The 16,087-nt window shown below is 35.3% G+C and carries 13 protein-coding genes; 3 read left to right on the forward strand and 10 right to left on the reverse strand.

The features are described from left to right. Nucleotides 1–21: 21 nt before the first annotated feature. From VB248_RS10670 to VB248_RS10695, 6 genes are all read right to left on the reverse strand, one after another. Nucleotides 22–708, reverse strand: coding sequence for an RloB family protein (locus tag VB248_RS10670; protein ID WP_323296757.1), 687 nt, complete (start codon nucleotides 706–708; stop codon nucleotides 22–24). Next, nucleotides 708–1,994 carry an AAA family ATPase gene (locus VB248_RS10675; RefSeq protein ID WP_323296758.1) on the reverse strand — a complete coding sequence of 429 codons (1,287 nt, stop codon included), beginning with the start codon at nucleotides 1,992–1,994 and terminating at the stop codon, nucleotides 708–710. The genes VB248_RS10670 and VB248_RS10675 overlap by 1 nt, the downstream gene beginning before the upstream one ends. A gap of 216 nt (nucleotides 1,995–2,210) precedes the next feature. After that, complete coding sequence (locus tag VB248_RS10680) at nucleotides 2,211–2,975, reverse strand: alpha/beta hydrolase family protein (RefSeq protein ID WP_323296759.1); 765 nt, start codon at nucleotides 2,973–2,975, stop codon at nucleotides 2,211–2,213. A 58-nt stretch (nucleotides 2,976–3,033) separates the two neighbouring features. After that, nucleotides 3,034–4,125, reverse strand: coding sequence for a ligand-binding sensor domain-containing protein (locus VB248_RS10685; protein ID WP_323296760.1), 1,092 nt, complete (start codon nucleotides 4,123–4,125; stop codon nucleotides 3,034–3,036). A gap of 141 nt (nucleotides 4,126–4,266) precedes the next feature. Then, complete coding sequence (locus VB248_RS10690) at nucleotides 4,267–7,761, reverse strand: amidohydrolase family protein (protein ID WP_323296761.1); 3,495 nt, start codon at nucleotides 7,759–7,761, stop codon at nucleotides 4,267–4,269. A 123-nt stretch (nucleotides 7,762–7,884) separates the two neighbouring features. Then, complete coding sequence (locus VB248_RS10695) at nucleotides 7,885–8,427, reverse strand: dihydrofolate reductase family protein (RefSeq protein ID WP_323296762.1); 543 nt, start codon at nucleotides 8,425–8,427, stop codon at nucleotides 7,885–7,887. Nucleotides 8,428–8,729: 302 nt separating this feature from the next. Between VB248_RS10695 and VB248_RS10700 the strand changes: the two genes are divergently transcribed. Genes VB248_RS10700 through VB248_RS10710 form a run of 3 tightly spaced genes read left to right on the forward strand, consistent with a single transcriptional unit; the run spans nucleotide 8,730 to nucleotide 13,472 of the window. Continuing rightward, nucleotides 8,730–10,247, forward strand: a complete 1,518-nt coding sequence (locus tag VB248_RS10700) for an ATP-binding protein (RefSeq protein WP_323296763.1) — start codon at nucleotides 8,730–8,732, stop codon at nucleotides 10,245–10,247. Between the two features lie 15 nt (nucleotides 10,248–10,262). After that, nucleotides 10,263–11,780 carry an ATP-binding protein gene (locus VB248_RS10705; protein WP_323296764.1) on the forward strand — a complete coding sequence of 506 codons (1,518 nt, stop codon included), beginning with the start codon at nucleotides 10,263–10,265 and terminating at the stop codon, nucleotides 11,778–11,780. A gap of 48 nt (nucleotides 11,781–11,828) precedes the next feature. After that, complete coding sequence (locus VB248_RS10710) at nucleotides 11,829–13,472, forward strand: DUF4419 domain-containing protein (RefSeq protein WP_323296765.1); 1,644 nt, start codon at nucleotides 11,829–11,831, stop codon at nucleotides 13,470–13,472. Between the two features lie 134 nt (nucleotides 13,473–13,606). On the opposite strand, the gene VB248_RS10715 is transcribed toward VB248_RS10710, so the two are convergent. The 4 genes from VB248_RS10715 to VB248_RS10730 form a co-directional block, all read right to left on the reverse strand. Continuing rightward, a complete protein-coding gene (locus VB248_RS10715; RefSeq protein ID WP_323296766.1) occupies nucleotides 13,607–13,822 on the reverse strand; it encodes a hypothetical protein in 216 nt (71 codons plus the stop codon). Between the two features lie 379 nt (nucleotides 13,823–14,201). Continuing rightward, nucleotides 14,202–14,807, reverse strand: a complete 606-nt coding sequence (locus VB248_RS10720; protein WP_323296767.1) for a hypothetical protein — start codon at nucleotides 14,805–14,807, stop codon at nucleotides 14,202–14,204. Nucleotides 14,808–14,933: 126 nt separating this feature from the next. Continuing rightward, nucleotides 14,934–15,416, reverse strand: a complete 483-nt coding sequence (locus VB248_RS10725; RefSeq protein ID WP_323296768.1) for a DUF6169 family protein — start codon at nucleotides 15,414–15,416, stop codon at nucleotides 14,934–14,936. After that, nucleotides 15,397–15,546, reverse strand: a complete 150-nt coding sequence (locus VB248_RS10730; protein ID WP_323296769.1) for a hypothetical protein — start codon at nucleotides 15,544–15,546, stop codon at nucleotides 15,397–15,399. The genes VB248_RS10725 and VB248_RS10730 overlap by 20 nt, the downstream gene beginning before the upstream one ends. Nucleotides 15,547–16,087 lie beyond the last annotated feature (541 nt).

The following is a 16,087-nucleotide window of genomic DNA, read 5'->3' on the forward strand; positions in this document are numbered from 1 at the left end:
TATTGATAGCGAGGCATTTTATTATCGTCTTAAATTTCTATTTAACTCTTCGACCAATTCATAAACTTTTGTAACTGGATTTTGTTCGTGATATGGAAGATGTTGCTGTTCTTCAAATAAAGTTCTTGCTCTGTCAATGGCATTTTGTTGGGAAGCATTACTATCATTGTTCAGAATTGAGTACAACTTCAAACAAAAGTCATATTTCTTGCCATCTTTGACATAATTCATTCCAAATCGCTTCCCAAGTTCATTGTAGTAAAAAGTTCGTAAGTGTTGAGCTTTTGAGAGATTATAATGTAGATAAAACCACAGTTCAAATGCGTCATTTGAATATGCCACTTTGTATCCAAGTTGTAAGGCACTGGAAATGGCATTATCAAAATCTGCAAACTCATCAGCTCCTCGCTTAACATCCATATCAAATACACACCAAACTTCAATGTCCTCATCATCTAAACTATCAACAATGTCATTTGTTGATTCTACTAATTTAAGCTTTGATTCTCCTTTTAAATCAATAGCTTTTACTTCGACACCTAATACGGGAAAAGATTTAAAATAGAGCTTCTCCGTTTGTCCTTCGCAAACAATCAGAATTGTTTTGTTTTTGGGAATAGAATCAATTCTATAGCCTGTTGGTTTGGACTTCTTATTCCAAGCCTTATTTTGGTCTGTAACCTTAATAGCTTTCGTACTTTTAGGCATTATTCAAAGGTTATTAAGTTAGTAAAATCACCTAAAAATGGAATTGCACCATATTTACCTTGAATATAATCTTTTTCAAAAGACGCATCATTTCGAACACCTTTAATTTCAACTAAAGTATAAAGATGACTAACACCAAATTTATCTTTTTCAACGAAATCAATTTGGTCTCGTCTCAATAAATCAGATGATAACAGATTCGTATCATGAGTTGTAAAAATAAGTTGGGCATTTTTATTTTCATTTGAATTATAAAGTTCTACAATTTTTTTTGTCAATAAAGGATGAAATCTTGAGTCAAACTCGTCAATAACGATAGGAACGCCTTCTTTTAATGACCTATAAATAAATGGACTTAATTCAAACATTTTCCTAGTACCTTCTGACTCTTGATTACCAAATGAAAAATCACTTTTTCTTAAAGGTTTAAGATTAGCATCAAATTGAGTTCTACTGGAAACAATTATTTTACCCTTTTTTAACTCGTGCTCTACATCTTCTTCTACATTATCAGTAAAATTTTCTTTTGTGATTTCAACTGTTTCTAAATCTTCAATGCCGGTGTCTGCTTTTTTTAAAAAGTTTAAAATAAATTTCTTTTTGATGGCATCACTTAAAGATTCGCCTGCAAAACTGTACATTCCTCGATGACCTAAGCCACTGATAATTGAAATAGAGGAAATAGATTTAAAAATTTGCTTTGATAATTTAGCAAATCCTGTCGAATTCAAATGTGTTAAAAATAAGGATGTATCTGTAAAAATTTGGTTCTCTGAATTTTCAAATAACTTTTGATACAAAAGCCCTTCCTCAAAATGTGTTTTACTAATTTCTACAATTTCATTATTTTCTCTAATAAACAAGGGCTGTTCTCTTTTGTTAGGGGTAGAAAAAAGCCATTCACTTTTGATAGATTTGTCATCTGCCTCAAAACCGTACCTATACCGAATACCCTCAACTCGAAAAATTAGTTGAAAGAAAGTAGGTTGATTGACGGTTTCAGTAGATAATTGAAAGGCTTCAATTAAGCTTAACACTTCTTCCTCCTTGACTGAATCTCTAATAATTCTAAGAAAAGCCACCAACGCCTTCACTACATTACTTTTACCACTGGCATTTGCACCATAAATTGCTTTTGACTTAATTAGACTTAAATCATTATTAATAGGGAAGATATTATTTGTGTCAAGCAAAGGATTCTTTGATTTAATCTTTGCTGCTGTCAAATTCAAAGTTTGAATGTCTTTGAACGACCAAAAGTTACCGAAAGTAAATTCCTCAATCATTCCTTAATTAGATATTTGAGATTATTTCACAAATATAAATATAAGAAACGCATTTTACTCATTTAACTAATATTTTTTAAGGTCATAGTTAGGTTCGTTTACCGCCAACTTACTAATATTGTGAAAACCGTGCAGACACTATCGCCTATTTTATATAAGTTGTTTTTTATATACCAATCGCTTTTTACCTAATAGCTATCTTAAAAAGATTTTCAATCATTTAAAAAAAGCCAAGACATAATACTGCATCTCCTTGCGTTGTAGCTCATTAGCATTATCGTCCATTTCATTATGAGTGGTGTTGGCTAATTTGATGATGGTTATTTTATGCCTTTTTATTGCTTCTTCTGTTGGCAAAACACCCTCGTCTGCTGGCTGGTCGCTCGACCGCAAGGAGTAAACTTTAGGCTTTTTCGTTCTTGGCAATGCCATTCTTCTATTATCCAACGTAATTATTTTCTCAATGATGTTGGGGTACTTCTGAGGAAAAAGAGCCGTCATATCTCCACCATTTGAATGCCCGATTAAAGTAATGTGCTTATAGTTTAGGTCGGGATTTGTCTTTTTGAGTTGGTTGATGACAAACAAAATATTATCAGCACCACGTTCCCAAAATGGTCGCCTAACGATTTGTGGTTTCCCCGTCAATGGCAATAAACTATCAGTACTAAGCTCGTGTTGAATACTTATTACCCAAAAACCTTTTGAAGCTAAAAACTCCGTGAGGTAAGAATATGCCAAATAGTCGCCACCTTTGTTTTGTCCGTACCCGTGACTAAAAATAACAATATTTCGTTTACTTGTTTTTGAGTCGTTTACAGGTTTGTAAATGGCAACAGGAATGGCTCTTTGCCGACTTTGGTCGAACCATTGCAAAGTATCCAAACCAACAGCGAACACCTTTTTCTTTTCAACGTGTTTTTCTGATGTAGCACAACTTGTCAACAATCCGAATATAAAAATATAGATGAACCTTCTCATTTATTCTGTCTTAAAATTCCTTTATCTTGCCTTAGCACTCTTTTCCCAATCCTTTATTTCACCAAGGACCATTCTGCTTCACTTGATAAAATTGAGTGCCGTTGAATCTATAAAGTCCGCCTCCTGCACCCCACCACATATTTCCTAATTTATCTTGAAACATACTTTGTACACAACAATTTATCCCGTCGGCAGTGGTAAATACCTTAAAAGCTTTGGGATTTGGCAGTGGAATTGATGGGTCAAATCTGGTAGTGCTGCCACGTGCTGTAATCCATATAATACCCGAATCTTCTATAATTATCCCCCAAAACTCTGTACCGCCTAAGCCGTCTTTGGGCGTATATTCGGTAAAAGTTTTACCGTCAAATTTACAGATACCGTTTTTCATGGTAAACCACAACATATTGCCCTTTTTGTCTTGTGCGATGCCTCCTGCATAGTTCTCGCCCAAGCCTTCTTTTTCGTTGAAATTGACAATCGTTTTGCCATCATAACGAAACACACCTTTATTAGATGAAGCAAACCAAATATTCCCATCTTTGTCCTCCATAATGCCTGCAACATTGATAGGCGGAAGCAAAGTAAATAAGGAAAAAGATGGATTACCCAAGCTATCGGCTAATGGATTATACTGATAAACTCCGCCATGTGTACCTACCCAAACCATCCCCGATTTATCAACAAGAATACTTTTTCGACTAATGTCGATATGATTTAGCCCATCTTTCTGATTATAATTTCTAAATCTTTTACCGACTGCCAATTTGGAATCATACTTATATACTCCTTGGTCTGTGCCAAACCACATATTACCCTTTTTGTCTTCATTAATGGAAAAAACAGACTTGCTTTCAAAACCATCAGGATTAGCAAAATAGGTTAAAGCTGCTTTGTCGTACCTCACTACGCCTTCGCCAAGAGTGCCAAACCATAAATTCCCTTTGGAGTCCTCAAAAATACTGCGGATGTATTGACTCACTAAAGTAGTGTCAAAATCAGGAGCTAATCCCACTGATTTAAAGTTTTTAATTACTCTTGGACTTGGCTTGGAAGCAGTTGAGGCATTGAGCGTACTGTTCTTTTCTTGTCCGTGGCAAGCAGTAACAATTATCAAAAAGCTAAAAAGTACTATTTTGTTCAGTGTCATAATTTTTGGGGTTTTTACTGTTTTAGGATTTTTATAAAAATGCTAAAAGAAAAATTGCCCGTGTGGACACGGGCAACGGCAGAGAATCCCAATCCATGTACTTTGCAAAGCACATGGATTGGGAAAAACTTTATTAATTTACTACTCCTTAACTCCCGTATTCTCAGCAGGTTTTTCAAATTCCCATTCGCTTCTAATCAGTTTGTTTTGGCTTGGATATACTTCGTTTAAGGTGTTAGCATCGTAAATTCTACCATTTTTCATTACCATTTTTAAAGTATTTGAATGGCGAATGTTTTCTAAAGGATTTTTATCCATGATTAATAAATCGGCTAATTTTCCTTTTTCGATACTCCCCAAATCTTTATCTAAACCTAAAGCAGTTGCTCCAAGAATGGTTGATACTTTTAAGGCATCAAGGTTTTTCATGCCTCCGCTTTGCATCGACCATAATTCCCAATGATAACCCAAACCTTGAAATTCTCCGTGACTACCGATACCTGCCAACGAACCATTTTCTACCATTGATTTCATCGACTTGGCGTGTTTCTGAAAAACGTGTTCTTCTGGCAAGAACCAACCTGTTACTCTACGAGTTTTTTCGGCCAATTCTTCATAAGGCATAAAGTATTGCATCTTTTTGTCGTGATAGGGATTCTCTGTTTCAAAGTAGAAAATCTCAGCAAAAGGCCCGCCGTAAGCGACTAACAAAGTAGGCGTTACTGCCATTTTAGAGTAAGCGATAGATTTCACTACATCGTTGTACAATGGATACACTGGAATAGCGTGTTCGTGTCCGGGATAGCCATCCAACATATTGGTCATGTTCAGTTTGTAGTTCAAACCGCCTTCGGTGGTTGGCATTAGTTTTTGGTCTTTTGCCGCTTTGATAATCCATTGACGAGTTTGTCGATTGCCCGTCAAATACATTTTGATGTACTTGGTGTTGTAATATTTGCTGTATTGCTTCAAGGCATTGATTGCTCCTGTTGAATCTTTGATATTGTAAGACCAGAAACCAACGCCCGGCCCAGTTGAATAGATTCTTGGCCCAGCCATTTTACCTGCATCCACCATGTCACTATAAGTAAGCACGTCGGTAGTTGCCGTTTGTGGGTCACGAGTAGTGGTTACGCCATAAGCTAAATTAGTCGCATAAATCCATACTTGGTTTTTCTGAATGCCCCATTGTGGCCACATGTGCGAATGTGTATCTACAAAGCCCGGTGTGATGGTTTTGCCTTTTACGTCGATTACTTTGGCATTCCCAACGCCTTTCAGACTTCCACTTTTCCCTACTGCTTTTATTCGGTTGTTTTCTATCAAAATATCTCCATTTTCTATCACTTCATTACCATTCATCGTAATGATTCTTCCGCCTTTCAACAATACATTTCCTGTCGGAATATCTTTGGTGAAGTATAATTTAATCTCTGTTTCTTCTGGCTTGTAAGTATCCGCTTTTTTAACGGCTACTTTTTTCGTGGCTGAATCTGCTTTGGCTTTTACATCTACTTTAATTTTCAAAGTATCAGTTTTTACTTTGTTCAAAGAATCTGCCTTTGCTTTTTCTTGTGCTTTTTTAGCGGTTTTTACACTGTCTTCAAAAGCTTTTGATTTGTCTAAATCATACACAAAATGAAAGCGACCTAAAGACCAATGTACTTTCTTCGCATCGCTCGACCAAGCTGGAAACTCCCCTCCTATTTCTGTTAATTTCTGTGCTGGAAACTGTGCAGAACTTGGGTCTGAAACAGAAATATTAACCGTTTTTCCTGTTTTAGGAATCGTCATTACATAAATATCATTGTTGACTTGTGCCAAAGCTTTATCTCCATCAGGCGACATCAATACTTGTGACGCATTTGACGCTCTGTTTACTTCCATTGCTTCCGCCATTTTTTCTCCCAACATACAATTATGCACATAATCTTCACCTTCGATACTCATGCCATAAGTAGTGATTCCCGTAATTTTTGCATGCACTTTTTCGTCTGTTCCATCCCATTTAATTGACTGTAAAGAACCGTCACCGCCGCTTAAATAGATTCTATCAGAATTTTTCACAAAATGAGGCGTACTTCTACCTTGTGCTTCGTCGATGACAGTAATTACTCCGCCTTTGGCATCAATCCAACAAATTTCGTCTTCTGAACTATTAGCAACTGGGCCAACGGATTCTTTGAAAGTACGCATTTTGCTACGAATGAAAACGATTTTATCATCTTTCTGCGAGAAAACGGGTTGCGAATACAAAGCTGGCACTGACGTTAGTTTTTGTACGTTTGGCGTTCCGCTGGTATTTACTTTATAAAGATGACCACCTTCGGCAGTCCAAGTAATAAAGGCGATTTGCGTTCCATCGTTCGACCAAATAGGATTTGCTTCAGTAAATTCATGATTCGTAATTCTGCGTGGCGTTCCGTTTGGATAATCTGCCACATACAAACGGTTCAAAGAAGTAAAAGCTAATTGCTTGCCATTTGGCGAAGGAACGGCATCACGAATTTGTGAAATTAAGGTTTGAGTAGTATCTGAAATAGGATACTTAAACTCTAATCTTGGTCCCATTTCCAAATCCATATCAACACTAAATGGAATCTGTACAGGGTTTCCGCCATTGATAGCAATTTTGTAAATCTTTCCGCCATAAGAAGCAATTAAAGCCTGATTATCAGGCGTGAAAGACATTGCAGGCAACACGCCCATCGTTGCGATTGACTCCTGTTCGTCTCTTTGTACTGGGTAAGCCAGCCATTTTTCATCACCACTTTCCAGATTTCTTAATACCAAACCCGTTTTTTCTTCAAAGCGAGAACCATACACCAACCATTTGCCATCGCCCGACAAAGTAGGCGAAAATGCCGAACCATATCTTGAAGTAATGGTAGTACGTTTGGCATTGTCACGGTCGTAAACGCCAATTTGGTACTGTGGCATCATGGCGTTATAATTCCATGCACCCGAACGTTGCGAGAAGTAGATGTATCTTCCGTCGGGACTTACGGCTGGGTCGATGGTTTTTAAATTGGTAGGTTGGTCAATTAATTGAACGCCTCCGCCTCCATCTTTATGCACCATCCATAGTTGTACATTCATGCGACCTTTGGCGAAAATAATGTAATTACCATCGGGAGTCCATTCGGCTGATTCATAGTTTTGGTCACGGTCTTTTGTTACTTGAATGGTGTCTTTTTTCTCGAAATCAATCATCCAAACATTATCCGAACCGCTACGGTCTGAAATAAAAATCAGTTTTTTACCGTCTGGACTATAACGTGGATGCGTATCAAAAGCCAAACCTTTGGTGATGTTGGTCGCTTTTCCGCCAGTAAAAGGAATAGAGTATAAATCGCCCATCAAATCAAAAACGATGTTTTTAGCATCAGGACTCACATCCAATGAAAGCCAAGTACCTTCGTCGGTATTGAGTTTGAACTTACGAGTAGCCCTGAGCGGTAAATCTTTGTAACGAACAAATTTCGTTGTGTCTTTTTTAAGAGAATCGCCCGAAGCTAAAAACTTGAGCGGTAAAGTATGAACAGCGTTCGCCATGCTGACAATCGCAAACACAGAGGCAAACAACCCAATCAGTAAATGCTTGGGTTTAGCTTGAATCGTAAAAGTACTTTTCATTTTATCGGTTTATTTGTTGAAATGAATCACTAAAATAGTGATTATTATTTAGCTTATTGATTTTGCATAGGTTTTTAAAGTATGGAAGGCTAATTGAAGTACTGCTCTCTCGTTGACAAGATTTTAAATCTTTTTTCTTACAAAATGTGTCTGTACTAAATTACCCAAATAGATTTGTGAGGATTGTACTTCAAAAGCTAAAAGCTGCGTTAATTCACCAAAAAGTGGGAAGCCTCCACCAAGCAAAAGTGGGAAAGTAGTAATAATCATTTCATCTATTAAGTCCTCTTTCAAAAACTGTTGTATGGTTTTTCCGCCATCTATATACAACCGAGTATAGCCTTTTTCGTGAATTTGAGCAAGAATTTCAGACAATGTTCCCTTTACCAAAAAAGCCTTATCTTGGTATTTTTCAGGAATTTCATGAAGTGTGTTACTCAAAACAAAAACAGGTTTTTGATAAGGCCACTCGCAGTCAAAACCACAGACTGTTTCAAAAGTGATGCGACCCATCACCAAAGCATCCATACGATTTAGAAAAGCATAATAACCCATATCATCCCCATCAGGATTAGGAATTGAATCCAACCAAGCGATGCCACCATTTTTGTCGGCAATGTAGCCATCAAGACTTTGAGCAATATATATAGCATTTTGTGGGTTCATATTGTAAGATAATGGTTAAAAAGGTTCATTACAAAACTAAGGATTCTCTCGCTTATAACAAGATAGTAAATGATGAAGTATTGAGTAAGATTGTTGCATTACGAACAGACAATTGTAGCGGTACAGGTTTGTAGCTTCAAAATTGAATTGGATATTGATTGGTCTGCCTTTTTGAAATTAAATACTTGATGTAAAATTTGTTTTTTGTTTCTACAAACCATTATAATTGAGTTCATTAATCACTAAAACACTACTGACTAAGAGTAAAAAAATGTAGTTTTGTAAAAAGAAATAAATCAATAATGATACAAAAATATCCAGTAGGCATTCAAGATTTTGGTGAGATACGTACAGGTGGATATTTGTACGTAGATAAAACGGCGTTTGTCCATTCACTTGTCACTCAAGGGAAGTATTACTTTCTTTCTCGTCCACGTAGGTTTGGCAAATCTTTGTTTATTAGTACTTTAGCCTGCTTATTTTTAGGTAAAAAAGAACTTTTCAAAGGATTATATATCGAAGATAAATGGGACTGGAAACAAACTTTTCCGATTATCAGAATTTCTTTTAGTAATATCGGACACAAAGAAAAAGGACTTTATCGTGCCATAGACGAACAGTTGGATAACATCGCAGAGGATTACGGAATTGTTTTGCGAGAAAAAGTTATCAGTGGTAAGTTCAAAGAACTTATCGAAAAGCTTTCGGAATTACGGGGACAAGTAGTAGTCCTGATAGACGAATACGACCGCCCCATCATTGATTATTTGGGTGAAGATACTGCCAAAGCTATTGAAAATCGGGATATTATGAAGGTGTTTTATTCCATCTTGAAAGATGCAGACCCTCATTTGAAACTGGTATTTATCACAGGCGTTTCTAAGTTTTCAAGAGTTAGTATTTTTTCTGATTTGAATAATTTGACTGATTTAACACTCAGTCATCACTTTTCAGCAAGTTGTGGGATTTCAGAAGCTGAATTAGAAACTTATTTTCAAGATGAATTAAAGGTTTACGACAAAGAAAAAATAAGAGCTTGGTACAATGGTTACTCGTGGGATTTAGCTGTGAGTGTATATAATCCCTTCTCCTTAATGCACTTTTTCAGAGAAGGTAAATTTCATAATTACTGGTTCGATACAGGTACGCCTACCTTTCTCATCAAACTCACCAAACAAATTCATCTGTACGATTTTGAAAACAAAGAAACCAGTTTGTCTCACCTTAATTCTTATGACCTCGAACGATTGGAATTGATACCTTTGATGTTTCAAACGGGCTATCTTACTTTCAAAAGTTACGATGAAGAAGGTGATATTTATACTTTAGGTTTTCCTAATAAAGAAGTCAAAAAGTCGTACTTAGAAGTACTGTTGGATGCCGTGAGAGAATACCCCAGCGACCAAGGAATTGTGCTGGTAAACGAGCTAAGAAAGACACTTTTGGTAGGTAATATCAACAAGTTGGAAGGTATTCTAAACTCGCTTTTCAAATCACTGCCGTATGAACTTTGGCAAAAGGAGAATGAGCATTTCTATCATGCCATCATTCATTTAGCGTTCACGCTATTAGGCGTTTATGTACAATCAGAAGTCCAAACCTCCGACGGTAGAATGGATGCTTTGGTACGGATGAAAGAGTATATTTATTGCTTTGAATTTAAGTTGGACGGCTCGGCAGACGAAGCTCTCAAACAAATCAAGGACAAAGGTTACTTACAACCCTTTGCCCAAGAAAACAAGAAAAAAATAGCTGTGGGAATCAATTTTTCTACTGAAAAAAAGAAAGTGGAAGCTTTGAAATGGGAATTAATAGCATAAAAGACAGGTAAGGTAATGATACAAAAATATCCAGTAGGCATTCAAGATTTTGGTGAGATACGTACAGGTGGATATTTGTACGTAGATAAAACGGCTTTCGTCCATTCACTTGTCACTCAAGGGAAATATTACTTTCTTTCTCGTCCACGTAGGTTTGGCAAATCTTTGTTTATTAGTACTTTAGCCTGCTTATTTTTAGGTAAAAAAGAACTTTTCAAAGGATTGTATATCGAAGATAAATGGGACTGGAAACAAACTTTTCCCATTATCAGAATTTCTTTTAGTAATATCGGACACAAGGAAAAAGGACTTTATCGTGCCATAGACGAACAGTTGGATAACATCGCAGAGGATTACGGAATTGTTTTGCGAGAAAAAGTTATCAGTGGTAAGTTCAAAGAACTTATCGAAAAGCTTTCGGAATCACGGGGACAAGTAGTAGTCTTGATAGACGAATACGACCGCCCCATCATTGATTATTTGGGTGAAGATACTGCCAAAGCTATTGAGAATCGGGATATTATGAAGGTGTTTTATTCCATCTTGAAAGATGCAGACCCTCATTTAAAACTGGTATTTATCACAGGCGTTTCTAAGTTTTCAAGAGTTAGTATTTTTTCTGATTTGAATAATCTGGATGACATAACCGTTGATTATCGTTTTGCAGGCTGTTGTGGAATCACTGAACAGGAATTAGAAGATAATTTTGATGAAGAGTTGCAAGTATTTGACCGAAAACTCATTAAAGAGTGGTACAATGGTTATTCATGGGATTTATCAGAAAGTGTTTATAACCCGTTTTCATTGTTAAATTTTTTTACTAAAAAGAAGTTTAATAATTTCTGGTTCGACACTGGTACGCCCACCTTTCTCATCAAACTCACCAAACAAATTCATTTGTACGATTTTGAAAACAAAGAAACCAGTTTGTCTCACCTCAATTCTTATGACCTCGAACGATTGGAATTGATACCTTTGATGTTTCAAACGGGCTATCTTACTTTCAAAAGTTACGATGAAGAAGGCGATATTTATACTTTAGGTTTTCCTAATAAAGAAGTCAAAAAGTCGTACTTAGAAGTACTGTTGGATGCTGTGCGAGAATACCCCAGCGACCAAGGAATTGTATTAGTCAATGAGTTAAGAAAGACGCTCTTAGTAGGAAATATCAACAAACTGGAAAGTATTTTGAACTCGCTTTTCAAATCACTCCCGTATGAACTTTGGCAAAAGGAGAATGAACATTTTTATCATGCCATCATTCATTTAGCGTTCACGCTATTAGGCGTTTATGTACAATCAGAAGTACAAACTTCTGACGGTAGAATGGATGCTTTAGTACGGATGAAAGAGTATATTTATTGCTTTGAATTTAAGTTGGACGGCTCGGCAGACGAAGCACTCAAGCAAATCAAGGACAAAGGTTACTTACAACCCTTTGCCCAAGAAAACAAGAAAAAAATAGCTGTGGGAATCAATTTTTCTACTGAAAAAAAGAAAGTGGAAGCTTTGAAGTGGGAGGAAATAAGCTAATCATTATCACTTTACTAATAAATTACCTAAACTATAAAAAACATTTCTATGCTTCGGAATATTGTAATAGGTTTGATATGCCTCTTTTTTTCGTCTTGTAATAATCACGATACTTCACAAGAAAAACAACAGTCTGATTCGACAGTCGTGCCTGTAAATCAGGCAATTGATCTTAAACCAGAAGGCATTCTTTTTCAAGTAGATCAAGTAGATTTAGCTCCTACACTTTTACAAGAATACAATGCCAAGCAAGTTTTTGAATTGACATTGGGTAAAAAAGCAATGTTTATTCCCGAAGAACATGCCAATTTATCGCTGGTGTATAGCACTAACAATGCCTTTGTTCAGACGCTTCAAGAGTGTTATGATAACCATCGTCCTCTTGTATTAACGCCTGATATGCTATGGCTTACCATTTGTCAAGGCGTTTCTATCCATATCAATCAGCAGTATGCCAAACTCAAAAACCGCTTGTTTTTACCTAATAAACCTAATGTTTTATCAGTAAGAAATGATAGTCTTGAGTACGGGGCAAAGCATTGGAAAGTATTTATTAACGAAATTGCTGGGCAAACCAAACAATATACCAAGCAGGATTATTACAGCTTTTTTGTAGCTGATTTTACAACGACAACGCCTGTCATTCAAACAGCTTACCAAGTTACCTTGCTTCATACCTATAAAAAAGCCTTTGATTATGTAGCCGAAACAGGCTGCGGTATTCCTTCTATTTTGATAGCAGGAACAAAAGAGGATTGGCAAAAAATCATCAAACGTCTTGACCAATTACCTGCTTTAGGACTTACAGAATGGAAAAATGAATTAGTACCAATTATGCAGGAATTTGCACAAGCGGCTGATGGTAAGCCGAATCAGGCATTTTGGCAACAAATTTACAAAACAGCTTCCGAGTACAATGCCGTGTATTTGTCGGGTTGGATGATTAAACTTTTTCCTTATATCAAAGAAACCGAAGGTGGCATCTTAGATGAAAATTCTGACATGATGAAAAAGACAGAAAAACTGATTCCTAATCCGTTTTTATTGGGAGATGATTATCTCAAAGCTACTTTGATGACCGATAATTTCCCAGCAGGTATTCTTAAAGTACCTGTCACATGGAATAACGATTTTAAGCATTCTACCACATCCTTAGAGTTATGTGCAGGATTTTTTGGAATAAGACAATACCCAGATAAAAGTTTAGCTCCTCTTATCTCTTGGGCTGTATGCGAAGCTAAAGCTTCTACTACAATAACAAAGCTACCCGACTACCCAACTAATAAACAAGCCCATAGACCTGTCAATTGGTCACCAAAGTTTGTTGAACAAGTATCCGATTCTGCGATATATCATTATAAGAAATTTTACAACCAAGCCAATAGTTTAGCTTATATTCGTCAGATAATTTCGGATTCTTTGCATAGAAAAAACACAATTCAACTATCTGCTTATCAAGGCGATACTTTATCCATAGAGGTATTAACTAATGGGAAGACAGGTAATATAAGTTTACAAAAAAATAAGCAAGCTGAATTGAACAAGTATTTGAAGAATCTCGTCAAAAAGTTGCCAGAACTTTGGCTTCCAGCTTTAGCACCGATTGGTGTTGCATTGGATATAGACGAGGATGAGGAACAAATGAATAAAAAAATAAGGGTAAACAGTGTGGTAAAAGTGAGATTAGAGTAACTCATTTATACTTCATTAAAAGCTATTATACTTGAAACAATAAAGTTTATAAGGTTTATCCTATCCTACTTTCGACTTACTTTACTATGCCAACTTCAACAAATTGACATAGTAAAAGTAAGTAAGAACAAAAACTACATATTGTACCTAAATGCTTTTGATTCAAAATCAATATCCCAAAATTTTTGCCCCAATAGCGTGCCTATTTTATCAAAAATAAGCTCTGATACTTCGTTATGAATTGCTTCCTCCTCAAGTGGTTTTCCTCTATTGATAAATCTATTTCCATCTATTTCAGAAATACTTCTTCTTAAAAGTCCATTTTCATAATAACAAAAATTAAAAGCCATAGAAGTCTCAGAATATGCAAATGTGAGAACATTCTGATTGGCTATTGAATAACTATTTATTGCACCTTTGTCAAAAGGTAGAAAAAGTAATGTACCATTTTCCGCAAAATAAATATCGCATATTCCATCTTCTTTCCAATCTTCGGATGCTTCCTGATATGATATTTCACTTTCAAAACTAAATTCAATCTTAATACTTAAGACTACGACTAAGTTCTTCTATCTTATTATCATAGTTTTTGTTGATAACAATACCTGCAATGTTGAATCCCATTTGAATATTTTTGTTTAGATTTTGAGTTATGTATTAATTTCTGAGTAGCTCTTTTTTATGGTTTTAGACTTATGGTGTCATGGTAATCAGGTTTTCATTTATGGGTCATTTCCTCAATGCCGAAGGTTTTTTGGTATCAATAATCTCGCTTAGTTTCTCTTTATCGTTTTTATATATTTCAATTGCTCCAATATTTACTTCTGTAAAGGCAAGTAATGTACTGTTTGGAGTATAAAGCCAATTTTGCTTTTTCGCTTTGATGTTTCGATAAATATAAACAGGTGTTTTAATAAAGCCCCATGGTAAATCCCACCAACCAAGGAAAAACGTCGAAAGAACAGCATTATCATTTGTGTTATCTAAACATTCGGGACAAGCGATGGAAGTTTTTGTGTTAGAAACTGCAAAAAAGAGAAAACCTTTGACCGTATGAGCTATCGTCCCGTTTAGTTGTTCTTTCGTTTTTCCACATATCGGACAAGGCAATTTTCTCAAAATATTGGCATACTGCTCTAATTCAAATATTGAATAGTCTTTATTTTGTGCTATTGCACCATTCAAAAGGTCTGGATTAAGATTACGTTTCTTAATTTCTTTTTTTATAATGCCAAAAACTTCTGGTCGTAGCCCACGTCCATCTTTAGTAGTAATTCGAATGATTTCATCGTCCGACATTCGCTCGTAGTGCTTCTCAATATCCTCAATATCCATGATGTCTAAAACTATTTTAATAATGTTTGTAGTTATATCTTTCTAAATTTATCTATACTTATCAAAATCAATTTGAAAGTAGTGAAATGTAGTAACCTATTTTAAGTTCTTAAAACAGTAAAGAAGTTAATATATTTCCAAGTATCTCAAATAATTTTCAAATCCACTATCTCCTACTAAAGCTATGATTCCTACATAAGTATCATATTCAGGGAGTTCAATCTTTGTGAAATATGCTTGATATTGTGAATTGTCAAAATGTCTATACCACCACTTAAACAGTCTATCTCTTGCTTCCGATTTGCCGTCTGCATCATCGCAAATATAAATAATGGCGTGTCCATTTGTTTCCATAAAATAGACTAATAGTTTGTGAATAGTACTACTTATTCTGGGGTCGCTAAAATCACCTAAATTTTGGACATTGTAAAACGAAAAATCATAGACATTAAATGCTTGATAACATTCTTCATTAAATCTATACTCGGCTTTATTGAAAGTGGCTATATAATCAATATTATTATCGGTTGTAAAAGAAAAAACAAACTCGTATTGAGTTTGTCCTTCTAAAACCTTAATCTCGTATGGCTTATATTGTGCTGATAACATTATTTTTTAAGTAATCTAACTCACCTGCTCTTACTTTTCTTGCGAACTCTCTTTTGTCTTTAATCTTATCCTCAATCATTTTTTGTATATGTTCGGGGACTTTCTTTTTTTCATTGCTTACATTTTCCATGATAGTAAATGTTTTTGTCAAGCTATTATTTTAAATTACAAACAACCTAAAGCTTGACTTTGTTTTTGTTTGCTTATACAAAAGTATGAATTTGTTTTTGTTTGCTTATACAAAAGTATGAATTTGTAGGTAGATATTCAAACCTTTAATTGTGAAAATTAACCTTTTTTAGTTGTTAAAAGTTATTAAACTTGGAACAGCGAGCGGGTATTAAAATTTTGTTTGTAATGTTAATAATGAACTCTGTATTGCTTCTTGGATAGAACTTCTTAAATTTTCATAATCATCTCCTTTTTTCCAGTTTCCATTTATTTTTGCGACATTTTTAAAATTATCTTGTTGTAATAGTGAATTGTCTTCTAAATCTACAATTTCAGTAATAATTTGAGCGTAACCTTGTTTACCAGTTTCAATTACACCATGAAGTCATCTTGACTTTTTAATTTTCTTAATTGCCATGATAATAAAAGCTATAAAGTTAAATCCCATCCAACTTGAAAGAGTTGTATCAAATCGATTTAACAAAGACCTATAACTATCT

The sequence above is a fragment of the Arcicella rigui genome (genome assembly GCF_034929435.1).
Taxonomy (GTDB): Bacteria; Bacteroidota; Bacteroidia; order Cytophagales; family Spirosomataceae; genus Arcicella; species Arcicella rigui.

Bases quoted from the DNA above. Each gene is read 5' to 3' on its own strand.
- VB248_RS10670 (WP_323296757.1), bottom strand. From the start codon at position 708: ATGCCTAAAAGTACGAAAGCTATTAAGGTTACAGACCAAAATAAGGCT.
- VB248_RS10675 (WP_323296758.1), bottom strand. From the start codon at position 1,994: ATGATTGAGGAATTTACTTTCGGTAACTTTTGGTCGTTCAAAGACATT.
- VB248_RS10680 (WP_323296759.1), bottom strand. From the start codon at position 2,975: ATGAGAAGGTTCATCTATATTTTTATATTCGGATTGTTGACAAGTTGT.
- VB248_RS10685 (WP_323296760.1), bottom strand. From the start codon at position 4,125: ATGACACTGAACAAAATAGTACTTTTTAGCTTTTTGATAATTGTTACT.
- VB248_RS10690 (WP_323296761.1), bottom strand. From the start codon at position 7,761: ATGAAAAGTACTTTTACGATTCAAGCTAAACCCAAGCATTTACTGATT.
- VB248_RS10695 (WP_323296762.1), bottom strand. From the start codon at position 8,427: ATGAACCCACAAAATGCTATATATATTGCTCAAAGTCTTGATGGCTAC.
- VB248_RS10700 (WP_323296763.1), top strand. From the start codon at position 8,730: ATGATACAAAAATATCCAGTAGGCATTCAAGATTTTGGTGAGATACGT.
- VB248_RS10705 (WP_323296764.1), top strand. From the start codon at position 10,263: ATGATACAAAAATATCCAGTAGGCATTCAAGATTTTGGTGAGATACGT.
- VB248_RS10710 (WP_323296765.1), top strand. From the start codon at position 11,829: ATGCTTCGGAATATTGTAATAGGTTTGATATGCCTCTTTTTTTCGTCT.
- VB248_RS10715 (WP_323296766.1), bottom strand. From the start codon at position 13,822: ATGGCTTTTAATTTTTGTTATTATGAAAATGGACTTTTAAGAAGAAGT.
- VB248_RS10720 (WP_323296767.1), bottom strand. From the start codon at position 14,807: ATGGATATTGAGGATATTGAGAAGCACTACGAGCGAATGTCGGACGAT.
- VB248_RS10725 (WP_323296768.1), bottom strand. From the start codon at position 15,416: ATGTTATCAGCACAATATAAGCCATACGAGATTAAGGTTTTAGAAGGA.
- VB248_RS10730 (WP_323296769.1), bottom strand. From the start codon at position 15,546: ATGGAAAATGTAAGCAATGAAAAAAAGAAAGTCCCCGAACATATACAA.